Here is a 14,163-nt window from a genome sequence, read left to right as displayed (position 1 = left end):
CATGGAATTTACCCACCTGAACTCTGACGGCGCCGCCTACATGGTCGACGTCACCGAGAAGCAGCCCACCGTGCGCACCGCCACCGCTGAGGGCGAGGTAGCCTGTTCCCCCGAGGTCATGGCCGCCCTGCGCGATGGCACCGTACCCAAGGGCGATGTCCTCGCGGTAGCCCGCATTGCTGGAGTCTCGGCCGCCAAGAAGGTCCCCGAGCTACTTCCCTTGGCACATACCATCGGCGTGCACGGCTGCACGGTAGAGCTCACGCTTGCCGACGACCACGTGTCCATCTCCGCCACCGTCCGCACCGCCGACCGCACCGGCGTGGAAATGGAGGCGCTGACGGCCGTGAACGTTTCTGCGCTCGCCATCATCGACATGGTCAAGGGCGTGGACCGCTCCGCGTATATCCGCCGCTGCGGCATCGTGGCGAAATCCGGCGGCCGCTCTGGCGACTGGTCCCGCACCCTCCCGGAGTCCTAATGCTCGGCGCGGTCATCCTCGCCGGCGGCCACGGCAGGCGCATGGGCGGCGCCGATAAGGCCTCCCTTTCCGCCCACGGCACGCGCTTTATCGACCGCCTGCTCGCCCAGCTTCCCTACGGCACCCCGACCGTGGCCGTCTCCCCGCATCGCCTCGGCGTGCCCCAGGTGTGCGAGTCACCGCTCTACGGTGGTCCCGTCGCCGGCATCGCAGCCGGCGCCCAGGCGTTATCCCACTGCTCCGAGCTCGCCCTCTTCGCCGTGGATGCCCCCGATTCGCCGCTACTGCTTCCCCGCCTGCACTCGGCCCTCGTCTCCTCCTCGGCCGATGCCGTATTCACCCGCGCCGCCGACGGCTACCTCCAGCCGCTGTGTTCCCTCTGGCGTGCTCCCGCGCTCCACGCTCAGCTCGAATGTCTTCCCACCACCCGGAACGTCTCCGTCCGACGCCTCATCCGTGCCGCCAACTTCATCGAGATTCCCGGCACCGGCGCTGAACGCGACTACGACACCCGTGCGGAGCTGCGCGAGGTCCCTGCTTTGCCTCCCCCACCGCCCTTCACGCTCACCGGCAGCCGCTTGGTTAGTCCTCCACCTACGCCCGTGAGCGCCAAGGGAGAAGTCTCCGCCTCCCCGCCCTTCGCGCTCACTGGGAGTCGCAGCAAACGCGAAATCGCCGCCCCGGTGAGCGCGAGGGGTGGACGAACACAGAAACCCGCCCTTCGCGCTCACGGTGGGCAGGAAACGTGTCCACGAACGGTGGCTGGTGAGCGCGAAGGGCGGGAGGAGCGGGAGGGGTCGAACGGCGGGAGGGCTACTCGGTAACGATGAACTTGCCGTGCTGACCCTTCTCGGCGTTAGTCATGATGTGATTGACAAAGGAATAGGTACCGGGCTCGTTGAAGGTCATCTCGACGAATCCGCCTTGCGCCGGGAGGAGGTCCAGGGCTTGCGAGCCGGTCGAGTCCTCATTCTTGATGAGGTAAGCGCCTTCCTTGTAGGCGGTATCGAATTGCTCGCCCACAACGTGGAAGCTCAACGGCTGGTCGGGGCCTAGGTTGGTCAACCACAGGCGGACGGTATCGCCTACCTTGGCCTTGATGGGCTCTGCATCGTACTGGCCAGGGTAGTAATTAAAGGCCATGAGGTCGAAGCGGCCGTCGGCAACGCGCTGGGCGTCGGCGCCGGTGGATTCCTCGCCTAGGAAGACATCGGTAGCCATGAAGTTGTACTCCGCGTCCACGGGCTTGAGGTCCGGCGGATCGATGATGACGTTGCCGGCCATGCCGTTGGCGATGTGAAGGGACATGGGCATCGTGGAGCAGTGATACATCCAGATGCCGGAGCGGTTCGCGGTGAACTTGTAGGTCAATTCCTCGCCCGGCTGGATGGATTTCATGGTCTTATCTGGGTTGACCTCGCCGGCGTGGAAGTCAATGGAGTGGGCCATGGAGCCCTCGTTCTTGATGGTGATTTCGAACCTATCGCCCACCTTGCCGCGCAGGGTGGGGCCAGGGGCTTGGCCGTTGAAGAGCCAGCGCATCTGCTTGATGCCGGGGGCGACCTCCACGACTTCCTCGGTCATCGTCCAGGTCTCTTTGTGCGTCTTCGTCTCAGCGGCCGGCTGCAAGGTGGCGTCGAAGGCAGAAAAGTCGTCGCGCTGTGCGCCGAGTTCGGCGGCGGTGGGCACGTCCACATGCGGATTGCTAGCTGAGGACACCGCATGGTCATGTCCTGCAGCGGCGCCGTCTCCCACGTTGACTTGGAAGGTCATGCCCTGCATTTTGTGGCCGGCGATGGTGCAATAGCCTTCCTCGGAGGAGTCGATGACTCCGGCATCGAGTTGGACGGTCTCACCGGGGTCAACGCGGCCGGTTTCGGCGTCGCCAATCTTAAGATCGTGGACTTGGTCGCCGGAGTTGGTGAAGTTGACCACCAGGTGGGTGCCGGGGTCGATATCGATGGACGAGGGGGTAAAGGCCATGCCGTCTACGCCCACGTCAATGGTCTGCGTTTCGCCAGAGGATACCGGTGCCGCAGACTCCGAGCCCTTGCCGGTGGAATTGACCACCGCGAGCGCGATGACCGCTGCCAGCGCGATGCCGATGAGCAACCACGAGGCCCACGATGAATCCTTCGGCGCGGGTTTGTCCGCAGGTTGTGAGGAAGAAACGCTCAGCATTTAACTCTCCAGTCTTTTCTTAAGGTAGATGGCTCGGCCGACGGCGATGACGTTGGCGGCAAGGCCTATCCCCATCATGATAAGCCCGGCCACGGTAGCGCCCAGCAATGTCAGCAGTCCGCCTAAGTTGATGAGCAACAGGCGGGCGTAGCCGGTGCGCTCGGTGGTATTAGGGCGTGCGCCGGTAAGGATGGGAAGCAGGTGGTGAAGGACACCGGTGACCAACTGCAAGAGGCCGGCGCCGAGGAAGGCGGGCAACAAAACCAGCGTGATGGCGCGCGGGTAGGCGCCCACCGCTGCGGAAATGGCGTCACCAGCACACAGCGCCAGCATCCACAGCAGTCCGGCGATAACGGCAACGGTGGCGGTGGTCAGCCGCGGCGAGCGCCCCATGACGGTGGCAAGCACCGGCTGGATGATAAGCACCGCCGCGACGACCACGAGCAGTTGGGCCACGCCTGCGACGCGGGTAAGGCCCACCGCGTACAGCGCCATCGCCAAGGACAGGCCAACGCAGTGCACGATGAGCGCGCGAGTACACCGCGCGCGAGCGGTGGGAGAAATCGCGGTAGCCGATAGCGTGGGGAGCAACGTGACCACCGTGCCGATGACGGTAAGCCACGCGAAGCCCCAGATCATGCCGCGCGAGTGGGCGCCGACGAGGAGGGAATACTCGCCTACCCCATTTCCGCTGAGGATGACCAGCACCACGGAGGCAATCATGAACACGGACGCCGCGATATAAAAAGGCACGGTCACGGCAAAAGAACCAGACAATGAGCCGCGCAGGCGCCGCGCGATGAACCACAGGTGCCAGGTGAGGGCGGCGATGATGAGGGCAGAGGCGGCGTCGGCAAGCGGGCCCCAGTCATACCCCGCCCTATCAATGAGCAGCAGGATAAGCCCGAGCTGCACTAGGCCCACGCGACTGCCGACGCCCCGATAGTCCCCGCCCGCAGTCCGGGTCAAGGCCTCGGTGAAATGGGTGGAGAAGACGATGATTGCCGTGGTCAGAGCACCAATGGTGAAGGGATGGATGATATCCCACCACACCACAGGAGCGCCCAAAGAGCCAGCGATGAGTAGGCCGAGACCAATAAGGATCCACAGGCCAATAATGGCGCCGCTCAGGGTATGCCAGCGGCCCCGCGCGGCTAGGGACACGTCATGAATGCGCACGGCGCGCCTCCTTTCCGGTCAGGACAATCCCGCAGGCGAGGAAAACTAACACGGCGATTATCGTAACCACCCCGCCGGTGCGGAGGGCAGTGGTGTGCTCGGCGCAATCGGCAAGGATGCGCAACGCAAGGCCGCCATGTAAGAGCGCCACCGGCACATAGAGCACCGGGTGGTACGGCAATCGGCGGCGGATAACGGAGGTGAAGATGATGGGTGCGTGGGCAAAGATCATGGACATGACAAAGCCCAAGAAGATGGCGTGCACTGAGGCGTCATAGGCAAAGCCGGTGGACTGTCCGTGCAGCAGCCAGAGGTAACCGCCGAGGGCGAGCCAGCCGTAGCCGGCCAACATGCACGCCGCCGAGTAGCGCGGCAGGCCTTGCGAGCGCACCAGATTCTTGGCCACGTCCACCCGCGCGGTGACCGCAGCGATGGCGATGAGCACCAAGCCCATCGCGCGATAGCCCACCGCAGGGGCAAGCACGTAGATGACGCTGGCCGCCGCCAGCCCCAGAACCAAGAGGGTGAGGTGGTTTTCGGCGCGGGTTCCGGCCATGGTGACGCGCGCTAGTTCCATGCGCTCGCCGATGATGGTGGCCACCGCATAGAGAACGCACAGCGGCATCGCCGCGGCGAACCCCGGGCCCATGGCCCACAGGGCAGCTGCTGCTATTCCCCCGATAACTCCGGCTGCCTGCACCAGGATCGCGAGGCTCGCCTGACGGCGATAGATGGTGGCGTAAATGAAACCAAGGACAAGGAAGCTGGCGGCAAAACACACGGCCGGGACCGCCCGCGGCAGGCCGGCGAGAATGCCCAGCACGCCGGCAACGTGGCAGACGGGCCCGGCCCACGCCCAGGAGGTGCGCACGGCAACGGTGCGCTCAAGGCCGATGGCTCCGCCCACGAAGCCGAAGACCATGAGTGGTCCGTGGTCGGCGGCGAAAGACGCTCCCGGGGTAACGTTCAGCCCCAAGAGGGTGGCACCCGCAACCAGACCTACCAGCAGGGACAGTCCTGCGAAGGCGAGGAAGATGAGGCGATGCGCCACGCTATTGTTTTGCACGGGTTTTATCGTACTAATATTGCTAACAGAGCGAAACTCGCACCCCTTAAGAAAGGACCACTCGCTATGCAACTGCCCATCTCCGATGCCAATAAGCCACACTCCATCCCAACTCTGAATGCCTCCGAAATTCCGCACGCCGTTCGCCACGGCGCCATCCACGGCGCACTCGGCACCCTCAACGTGGGCGAAGCAATGATCCTCATCGCCCCGCATAATCCGGTTCCCCTGCTCAAGGAGGTCGAGGCTCGCGAGGAGAACTTCGAGCTGGACTACCTCAAGGAAGAAGAAAACGATTTCCATATCAAGTTCACCCGCGTGAGCTAAACCATTGCCGGGGCGGAGGGCTATCCTGGATAGGTCACACTCTCCGCTGTAGAAGGAGCCCTCCGCAGATGAAGAAGCGCGCCGCCGCACTCCTCGCCGCCATCGCATTCGCCCTTGCGGCCTGCGCTCCCCCAACGTCAACGACCTCCGCCCAGGACGCGGATGCTCCCACGCTCAATGTCCTGGCTGCATCCTCCACCCGCGTCATCAATGACGAACTAAGTCAGCGCGCAGGCCAGCTCACGCCGCCGGTAAATCTGAACTTTGAAAATGGCGGCTCCTCCGATTTGGTAAGCAAGCTGCGCGAAGGCGCCCCGGCTGATCTTCTCCTCACGGCATCGAAAAAGACCATGGATAAGGCGGTGCAGGATGGCACGGTTGCCACGCCCGAGGTGCTTGCCACCAATGTCATGGTCATGGTCGTGCCCAAGGGCAACCCGGCGGGAATCCAGTCAGTGGAGGATCTCCCCCACTCCCACCACTTCGTGCTTTGCGATCCCCAAGTTCCCTGTGGCGATATCTCCTCCCAGATCATCGACGATAAGCGCCTTGACGTCCATCCTTCCTCCCAGGAGCGCCAGGTAGCAGACGTTTTAGGAAAGGTTGCCTCGGGTGAGGCGGATGCTGGGTGGGTCTATTCCACCGATGCCGCCGCGGCCGCCGATGATGTCGAGGTGATTGACATACCTGGAGCAGAGAAGTTCTCTAACCAGATCCTTGGCGCCGTCGCCAAGGAGACTTCCCACCCGGACCAGGCTCGCGCGGTGCTCGATATCTTGAGCGGCGACTTTGCGTCCACCTGGCGCGAGCGCGGCTTCACCCCGGCGGAGTAGACTATGTCCGCCCCACAGCCTATTCGCCCCAAAGCCCCGCTTCTTATCGGCCTCATTGGTCTCATTGCGGTAGCCACCATCATCGTCCCTGTTGCCGCCCTTGGCCTGCGCGTGCCCTGGGCGCGCATCGGCGACTACCTCGCGCGCGACGAGATCCGGGACATGCTGCCCATCTCAGTGGCGGCCGCCTTCCAATCCATGATCCTTGCGCTCGTGCTGGGCTTGGGGCTGGCCCTGTGGGTGCAGCAGCTCGGCCGCGGCAGCGCCGTAGTGCGCCTCTTGGTCTACCTGCCCTTGGCCATGCCACCGGTGGTGGGCGGCTTGGCCCTTACCGCAGCTTTCGGCCGCAAGGGGTACCTGGCCCCGCTTCTCGACGCCCTCGGCATCCACTTCGCCTTCGCCTTTCCCGGGGTCGTTATGGCGCAGACCTTTGTGGCGCTGCCTTTTGTGGTGGTGGCGGTCGATTCGGCGCTGCGCCAGCTGGACCAGGAAATCCTCGCCTCTGCGCGCGGCGTCGGCTTGGGCCGGTGGGAGGTCCTGGGCAAAATTACCCTTCCCTCTATCGCACCGGCCCTGGCCACGGGCGCGGGGTTGGCCTTCGCGCGCTCGCTGGGTGAATTTGGCACGACCCTGACCTTTGCCGGCTCGCAGCCCGGTGTTACCCGCACCATGCCCCTAGGCATTTACTTAGAGCGCGAGGTCGATGCGGATGGCGCGTACGTGCTCTCCGCGCTGCTAATCGGGTTGGCCTTGGCCTGCCTGGCGCTTGCGGGCTTGCCCGTGCTGCGGCGGCGGAGCTACCATCCGCAGGCCAAGAGGTTGCATGGGATGGACGTCGATAAGCTCCGCGCCCTTACCCGGCCCACTGATGCGCCGGCGCTGTCTGTGACCGTCGACGGTGTGCGCACGGATTTTTCCCCGCGCGCCATTACGGCCGTGGTGGGCCCGAATGGTTCCGGCAAGACGACCTTGATGGGGCACGCTGCCGGGCGCCTGAGCGGCGGGGAGATCTCCCCGGAGGGCGCCGACGTCGTCTTGCTCACCCAGCGGCCGGGATTGCCACCGCGGTCGACGGCCGTGCAGGCGGTCGCCATGGTCACCCGCGATAAAGCCCGTGCGCAGGAACTCCTGGCTGCGGCGGGATTGCACGAGCTTGCCGACGTCCCCGTGCCCGCCCTGTCCGGCGGCCAGGCCGCCCACGTAGCGCTGGTGCGCGCGCTAGCCGCACGGCCGGCCGTCCTGATTGTGGACGAACCCCTTGCCGCAGTCGATGTGAAATCGGCCGAGAGGTGGCGCCGCTTCTTGCACGCGGCCCGCGCAGACCGTACCACGCTGCTTGTCACCCATGATGCGCTCGATATTGCGCACCTGGCGCAGGACATGCTGGTCATGGAATCCGGCCAAGTGCGGGCCCACGGCGCAACCGCGCGGCTACTTGAGGCACCGCCGACAGGCTTCGTTGCGGCTCTAGCGGGGCTCAACCGCCTCGAAGGAACCGTAACCGAGATCGGCGCGTCCGCGGTAGAGGTCGCGTGCGGCGATATTACCGTTCTGGCGACCACAGAGGATGCTTCTTTTGAGCCCGGGCAGAAGGTGGCGGTGACCTTTGCCCCGCATGCGTCCACAATTGGCTCGGCACAGGAACCATGCAATCAGTGGGCGGTGCGAGTCCTTGCAGTCGAGGCCACCAGCCTCGCGGCGATGCAGCTGCGCGTTGATCTGGGCGGCCAGGAGGCTACAGTGCCGGTAGACCGCGAGTTCGCTTTAGGCGTCGCGGTGGGTAACATCGTATCCTTAACAGTGTCTAAAGCAAACGTTTTTGTCCACCCCAACTAGTTTTTCTGTATTCGCAGACCCCAAGGCGGATTTCTACTATGCCTGATTCACTTCCTCGTCCCACCACCGAACTCTTTCCGGAGGCCCTCAACCTCTCGCCCAAGCAGCGCGAGGTGCTCACCGCTGTGCAACGCCACCCCGAAGGCGCCAAGGCCGGCACCGTGGCCGAGGAACTAGGCATGCACGTCAACACCGCCCGCGGACACATCGATGAGCTGGTCAACGCTGGGGCCGTCAACGTAGTCTCCGCGCCGAGTAAGGGCCGCGGGCGCCCCTCCCTCATCTTCCAAGCCCGCATTCCGGATAATAAAGCGGTGGCAGAGGAATACATCACCTTGGTGGAAGTGCTGACCACGATGCTGGCGGATAAGGAAGAGCTTGATGACGCCGCCTCAGCCAAGGCCCTCGAGATCGGGCGACGCTGGGCGCGCGCCGCGGGCGCGGATGCCTCCAATGGTGCGCTCGATACGCTTTTTGCCACCCTGCGCGATATGGGCTTTGATCCTGCCACCAAGCCGGACTCGACCGACATCGAGCTTCATGCTTGCCCCTTTGTCTCTTCGGGTCTTGAGCCTTCGCCGTTCCTGTGCGCGGTACACGCTGGCTTCCTGCAAGAAACCAGCGATGATGACACCTCGATCACCTTGGTACCGCGCCAGCACCCCAACGTGTGCCGGCTAAAAATTAAGCCTGCGTAAGCTCCACGCGGACGGGGCCGGCCACGGTGAGGTCGATGACGCGGAGGTTCTGCTCGCGGGCGTCGGCAAGAATGCTCTGCTCAATATCCTCGGTGTGCAGCACCATGACGGTGGGGCCGGCGCCGGATAGGTAGGCCGCATAGCCGCGGTTGCGCAGGCGGTTGACCCACTCCGCGGTCACGGGAAGCACATCCGCGCGGTACGGCTGGTGCAAGCGATCGCGGGTTCCCTCCCACAGGAGATCCGGGTAGTTCTGCAATGCCGCCACTTGCACCGCGGTGCGCGAGACGTTGAACGCCGCATCCGAATGCGTCACGTGTGAAGGCAGGACGCGGCGCACCGCCTGGGTGGAGGCGTGGAAATCAGGCACGAGCGCGGTGGCGCGGATATCTTCGTGCACCTTGATGGACGCGGCGCGGTAGTCCGGCAAAGAATGGCCGTCGACAGGGACATTTGTCCACGACACCACGGCGTCGCCCAACACGGAGGCGGCCGCATTATCGGGGTGGCCCTCAAAGGCGGAAGAAAGCTGCACCACTTGCTCTCGGGTCAGGGGGCTTCCCGCCAGCGCATTGCCGGCGGCCACGCCCGCCACCGCGGCGGAAGCGGAAGAACCCAGGCCGCGCGACTGCGGGATATTATTATGCGAGACCACCCGCAGGCCGGGCACGGTGGCGTCGGCCGCCGAGAGTGCGGAGCGAATCGCCTTGACCACCAAGTGGGAGCCATCGCGCGGCAGGTCTTCTGCACCCTCGCCGAAAATCTCCACCGTAAGGCCCGAGGTGGTGACCTCTGCCTCGACGGTGTCATACAGGCTCAACGCCATGCCCAAGGTGTCATATCCTGGGCCCAGGTTCGCCGTGGAGGCGGGAACGGTCACGATGGCTTTAGTGCCGACTTCAACTTCGATGCTCATAGCTATCCAGTCTATTTGGCTGGGCTAGCTGCCGAGGCGGATTACGGAATGAACGGCATTGACCTCTTCGAGCTCGCCCAAGGCAGCCACAATGGTGTCCAAGGTGGCCTCCTTCGCGGCGTGGGTGACCACGATGAGGCGGGCGGTGTCCTCGCCGTCTTCCTGGCGCACGGTGCGCAGGGAAACGTCGTTGTCGGCAAAGACGGCGGAGATGGCGGCCAAGACGCCGGTGCGGTCCTGGACTTCCATATCGATGTGGTAGCGGGTTTCTACCTCACCAAAGTCTGCAATAGGCAGGTTGGCATAGGTATTCTCGCCTGGGGCGCGGCCGCCGTGGACGATATTGCGGGCTGCCCCGACGACGTCGCCAAGCACGGCAGAAGCCGTAGGATTGCCACCCGCTCCATTGCCGTAGAACATCAGGGAACCTGCGGCCTCGGCCTCGACGAAGATGGCATTATAGGACTCGCTCACGGAGGCCAACGGGTGCTCCTTGGGCACCAACGTGGGGTGCACGCGGGCATTGACCGCCTCGGAGCCGTCCTCACGCTTAAGGCGCTCGCAAATGGCCAGCAGCTTGATGGAATAGCCGGCATCATTGGCCGCGGCGATATCCGCGGCGGTGACCTTGGTAATGCCCTCGCAGTGGACGTCCTCAAACTTCACGCGAGTGTGGAAGCCCAAAGACGCCATGATGGCGGCCTTGGAGGCGGCGTCATGGCCCTCTACATCCGCGGTGGGATCGGCCTCGGCATAGCCCAGGCGGGTAGCCTCCGCCAGCGCTTCATCATAGGAAGCGCCCGTGGACTCCATCGCGTCCAAGATGAAGTTGGTGGTGCCGTTGACGATGCCGGAGATGCGCTCTACCTGATCGCCAGCCAAGGAGCGCCGCAGCATGCCCACTACCGGAATCGCGGCGGCTACGGCAGCCTCGAAGTAGAGATCTACACCGGCGCGGTCGGCGGCCTCCGCCAGCTCGTCTGCGTGCGCGGCAACCAGGGCCTTATTGGCGGTCACCACGGACTTTCCGGAATTAAGTGCGGCGAGCACCAGCTCGCGTGGGAAGTCGATACCGCCGATAACCTCAACCACAAGGTCGATATCGTCGCGGGCGACGAGCGCCTTGGCGTCATCGGTCAACAACTCCTGGGGCACACCCGGGCGCAGCTTATTTTTATTGTGGATGGCGATGCCGCGAATCTCGGCTGGGCCACCGATGCGGTGAGCAAAGGCATGAGCATTCTCTCCCAGCAGGCGAAAGACCTCAGCACCAACGGTGCCAAAGCCCAGCAGCGCGATACCAACGTTCTCGCCCTCGCCCTTGCCGGAATGCTCGTGTGCCTGAAGCTCGCTAGTCGATGCAGCCATAATCCGTCTCCATTGTGCGGTTGGGGTAAAGGTTTAGTGCCCGCTAAAAGCGGATACAGGACACTATACAGAACAAGCTGTCTACTTTCGCCGTAAATGGGTCAACAGATAGAAAAGTCCCCGTCACAGGCCCTGAATTAAATTAGGCGCTGTGACGGGGGCCGAGTGGCCGGGCTAGTCCACTTCGAGGGAAAGAAGATCCTCGATGGTCTCGCGGCGCAGCATGGGCTTGGTCTGGCCCACGCGCGTGGCGACGACCGCCGGGCGCACCGCACCGTTATAGCGCGAGGACATCATGTACTGGTAGCCACCGGTAGCAGCAAAGGCGATCAAGTCTCCCGGCTGGATATCATTGGGTAGCTCGCCGTCTTCAAGGAGAATATCGCCGGACTCGCAATGGAAGCCCACCACGCGGGAGGGCACCTCTTCCCCATCGCTAAAGCGGTTGACCACGCGCACGTCATAGGCCGAACCGTAGAGTGCCGGGCGGATATTGTCTGACATTCCACCGTCGACGGAGATATAGCGGCGCAGCGGCAGATCCGACTTGCCGGTTTCTACATCCTTGACGGTACCCACGCGGTAGACGGTCACCGCCGAGCCGGCAACCAAGGAGCGACCGGGCTCAACCAAGAGGAAGGGCGCCTCAATGCCCAGCTCCTCTGCGGTGTGCTTGACCGCGCCGAGCATATCGCCGGCCACGCGCTCGATATCCAGCGCCTCCTCATAAGTCATGTAGGGAATACCAAAGCCGCCGCCCAGATCGAGCTCTTCCAGCGTCACGCCCAGCTCGGTATAAATCTGGCGGTACAGCCCCATGACGCGCTCTGCGGCAAGTTTGAAGCCCTCCGCATTAAAGACCTGGGATCCCACGTGGCAGTGCAGGCCGCTCAGGTGCAGGTTGTCCGCCTCCAAGCAACGCTTGGCCGCAGCAAAGGCCGCACCCGTGGCGAGCGAAATGCCGAACTTTTGGTCCTCATGCGCCGTGGCGATGAATTCGTGCGTATGCGCATCAACACCCGGCTTGACGCGGATCATCACCGGCTGGACCTTGCCAGCCTCGCCCGCAATGCGATTGAGTTCTTCCAGCTCGAGCTCGTTATCAATGACCACGTGGCCCACGCCGGCGTCTACGCACAAACGCAGGTATTCATCGTCCTTATTGTTGCCGTGCGTGGTGATGCGCTCGGCCGGAAACTCCGCGGCCAAGGCAATCTTGAGCTCATTGAGCGAGGCCGCATCCAAGCACAGGCCTTCCTCATTGACCCAGTTCACGATCTTCTTCGAAATGAATGCCTTGGAGGCATAGTGCACGTGCTCGGGTCCACCGAAAGCGCGGGCCATATCCTGGCAGCGAGACCGGAAGTCATCTTCATCGAAGACATAGAGCGGGGTCTGGAATTCCTCCGCCAAATCCGGCAGCGGAACACCAGCAATGGTTACTACGCCGTCTTCCTCGCGCTTTGCATTGCGCGGCCAGACGTGGGCCGGCAGCTCATTGAAATCCGCCACTTACATCTTCTCCGGAGTGCTCACGCCCACCATGGTCAAGGCATTGGCCAAGACCACGCGGGAGGCTTGTGCCAGCGCGAGGCGGGCACCATGGATAGGAGCTTCGTCCTCGCCAGCCTTGGGCAGAACCTGGCAGGAGTCATAGAAGCGGTGGAAGACTGCAGCGAGGTCCTCGGCATAGCGGGCGATGCGGTGCGGCTCGCGCAGCTGCGCGGCTTCTTCCACCACGGCTGGGAACTCACCCAGGGTGCGGATGAGGTCGCCCTCGCGATCATGGGTGAGCAAGGAAAGATCCGCGCCTTCCGCATCGACGCCCAGCTCGGCTGCCTTGCGGCCGATAGAGCACAGACGGGCGTGGCCGTACTGCACGTAGTAGACGGGGTTATCGGAGGACTGGGATTCCCACAGGCCTAAGTCAATATCGATGCTCTGGTCCACAGAGGAACGCACCAGGGAATAACGGGAAGCATCCACACCGATGGCGGACACGAGATCCTCCATGGTGATGACCGTGCCCGCACGCTTGGACATGCGCACTGGCTTGCCATCGCGTAGGAGGTTAACCAGCTGGCCAATGAGCACCTCGACGGCGTCGGCATTGTAGCCCAAGGCGGCTGCGGCAGCCTTCAAGCGTGGCACATAGCCGTGGTGGTCAGCGCCGAGCATGTAGATATTCAAATCGTGTCCGCGGTCGAACTTATCGGCCACGTAGGCAATGTCACCTGCAATATAAGCTGCATTGCCATCGGACTTGACCACCACGCGGTCCTTGGAATCGCCGTAAACGGTGGACTTGAGCCACCACGCATTCTCGGCCTCGTACATATGGCCTTCGGCCTTGAGCTTTTCCAGCGCGGCATCGACCGCACCGGATTCGAAGAGGGAGTTCTCGTGGAAATAGACACCAAAGTCCACGCCAAACTCGTGCAGGGACTGCTTGATCTGCGCAAACATCATCTCCACGCCGTCTGCGCGGAAAGCTTCCTGGACCTCTTCGTCGCTGCCCTCTAGCGCGGATGGGTTCTTCTCCACGACGGCCTGGGCAATGTCCTGGATATAGGCTCCGCCGTAGCCATCCTCCGGAGTAGGATCGCCCTTCGCAGCAGCCACCAGGGAACGGGAGAAACGGTCAATCTGGCCGCCATGGTCATTGAAGTAATACTCGCGGGTGACCTCCGCGCCAGAGGCCTCCAGCACGCGGCCCAGGGAATCGCCCACGGCCGCCCAACGGGTACCGCCGAGGTGGATCGGCCCGGTCGGGTTAGCGGAGACAAACTCGAGGTTAACCTTCTTACCCGCAAAGGAATCGTTAGAACCGTACTCCTTGCCGGCGCGAAGGATCTGCGTGACGATCTCTCCCTGGGCGTCGGCAGCTAGGCGAATATTAATGAAACCAGGGCCCGCGATGTCGGCCTCTGCAACAGCATCATTGTCCGCCAAGGCCTCTGCCAACCAGCCGCCCAGCTCGCGCGGGTTTGCACCTGCCTTCTTAGCCACCTGCAATGCCACGTTGGTGGCGTAATCGCCGTGCTCAGGATTGCGTGGGCGCTCTACGGTTACCGTTTCCGGCAAAACGGAGGAATCAAGCTCATGGCTTTCCATGACCTTAACGGCAGTTTCTTTAATCAATGTGGCCAAATCAGCTGGTGTCATGTCGCACGATTCTAGTGGACTGAAAAGTCAAGTGTGAAAAGGGCCGGGCCAGAAAACTCCTCTTTGCAGGACAAACGTTTGATAACAACTTTTTGCAACATTGATATTGCGAA

Annotated in this window: 13 protein-coding genes; 6 read left to right on the top strand and 7 right to left on the bottom strand. The window is 63.2% G+C overall.

Going from position 1 to position 14,163, the window contains the following annotated elements; genetic code table 11:
• Window position 1: 1 nt before the first annotated feature.
• Both moaC and MHY08_RS05650 read left to right on the top strand, forming a co-directional pair.
• Entirely contained in the window at window positions 2-481 is a 480-nt protein-coding gene (gene moaC / locus MHY08_RS05655; RefSeq protein WP_239235779.1) for a cyclic pyranopterin monophosphate synthase MoaC, read from the top strand.
• Window positions 481-1,305, top strand: a complete 825-nt coding sequence (locus tag MHY08_RS05650) for a molybdenum cofactor guanylyltransferase (RefSeq protein ID WP_239235777.1) — start codon at window positions 481-483, stop codon at window positions 1,303-1,305. Before moaC ends, MHY08_RS05650 begins: the two co-directional genes overlap by 1 nt.
• Here the strand turns inward: MHY08_RS05650 and MHY08_RS05645 are convergent.
• Genes MHY08_RS05645 through MHY08_RS05635 form a run of 3 tightly spaced genes read right to left on the bottom strand, consistent with a single transcriptional unit; the run spans window position 1,295 to window position 4,907 of the window.
• Entirely contained in the window at window positions 1,295-2,662 is a 1,368-nt protein-coding gene (locus MHY08_RS05645) for a multicopper oxidase domain-containing protein (protein WP_239235775.1), read from the bottom strand. The genes MHY08_RS05650 and MHY08_RS05645 overlap by 11 nt on opposite strands.
• Complete coding sequence (locus MHY08_RS05640) at window positions 2,663-3,841, bottom strand: beta-carotene 15,15'-monooxygenase (protein ID WP_239235773.1); 1,179 nt, start codon at window positions 3,839-3,841, stop codon at window positions 2,663-2,665. It lies immediately after the preceding gene.
• Window positions 3,828-4,907, bottom strand: coding sequence for a hypothetical protein (locus MHY08_RS05635; protein ID WP_239235771.1), 1,080 nt, complete (start codon window positions 4,905-4,907; stop codon window positions 3,828-3,830). Before MHY08_RS05635 ends, MHY08_RS05640 begins: the two co-directional genes overlap by 14 nt.
• A gap of 66 nt (window positions 4,908-4,973) precedes the next feature.
• Here MHY08_RS05635 and MHY08_RS05630 point away from each other — a divergent pair, with 66 nt between their 5' ends.
• The 4 genes from MHY08_RS05630 (at window position 4,974) to MHY08_RS05615 (ending at window position 8,601) form a co-directional block, all read left to right on the top strand.
• Window positions 4,974-5,234, top strand: a complete 261-nt coding sequence (locus MHY08_RS05630; protein ID WP_239235769.1) for a DUF2249 domain-containing protein — start codon at window positions 4,974-4,976, stop codon at window positions 5,232-5,234.
• A 68-nt stretch (window positions 5,235-5,302) separates the two neighbouring features.
• Window positions 5,303-6,067: a molybdate ABC transporter substrate-binding protein gene (gene modA / locus MHY08_RS05625; protein ID WP_239235767.1), complete on the top strand. Its 765-nt coding sequence runs from the start codon at window positions 5,303-5,305 to the stop codon at window positions 6,065-6,067.
• Window positions 6,068-6,070: 3 nt separating this feature from the next.
• Window positions 6,071-7,903 (top strand): ATP-binding cassette domain-containing protein, encoded by a 1,833-nt coding sequence (locus tag MHY08_RS05620; RefSeq protein WP_239235763.1) that lies wholly within the window; start codon window positions 6,071-6,073, stop codon window positions 7,901-7,903.
• A 38-nt stretch (window positions 7,904-7,941) separates the two neighbouring features.
• On the top strand, window positions 7,942-8,601 hold the full coding sequence (locus MHY08_RS05615) for a metalloregulator ArsR/SmtB family transcription factor (RefSeq protein WP_005323404.1): 660 nt from the start codon (window positions 7,942-7,944) through the stop codon (window positions 8,599-8,601).
• Here MHY08_RS05615 and thrB read toward each other — a convergent pair.
• The 4 genes from thrB to argS form a co-directional block, all read right to left on the bottom strand.
• Complete coding sequence (gene thrB / locus MHY08_RS05610) at window positions 8,588-9,517, bottom strand: homoserine kinase (protein WP_239235760.1); 930 nt, start codon at window positions 9,515-9,517, stop codon at window positions 8,588-8,590. The genes MHY08_RS05615 and thrB overlap by 14 nt on opposite strands.
• Before the next feature lie 24 nt (window positions 9,518-9,541).
• Complete coding sequence (locus MHY08_RS05605) at window positions 9,542-10,885, bottom strand: homoserine dehydrogenase (protein ID WP_239235757.1); 1,344 nt, start codon at window positions 10,883-10,885, stop codon at window positions 9,542-9,544.
• Window positions 10,886-11,059: 174 nt separating this feature from the next.
• On the bottom strand, window positions 11,060-12,397 hold the full coding sequence (gene lysA, locus MHY08_RS05600) for a diaminopimelate decarboxylase (RefSeq protein ID WP_239191524.1): 1,338 nt from the start codon (window positions 12,395-12,397) through the stop codon (window positions 11,060-11,062).
• On the bottom strand, window positions 12,398-14,050 hold the full coding sequence (gene argS, locus MHY08_RS05595) for an arginine--tRNA ligase (RefSeq protein WP_239235754.1): 1,653 nt from the start codon (window positions 14,048-14,050) through the stop codon (window positions 12,398-12,400).
• Window positions 14,051-14,163 lie beyond the last annotated feature (113 nt).

Origin of the sequence: Corynebacterium sp. ACRPJ (genome assembly GCF_022347345.1) — a bacterium.
In the GTDB taxonomy this organism is placed as follows: domain Bacteria; phylum Actinomycetota; class Actinomycetes; order Mycobacteriales; family Mycobacteriaceae; genus Corynebacterium; species Corynebacterium tuberculostearicum_D.
The sequence above is the reverse complement of the archived record's forward strand: the minus strand, read 5'-3'. Positions and strand labels throughout refer to the sequence as shown.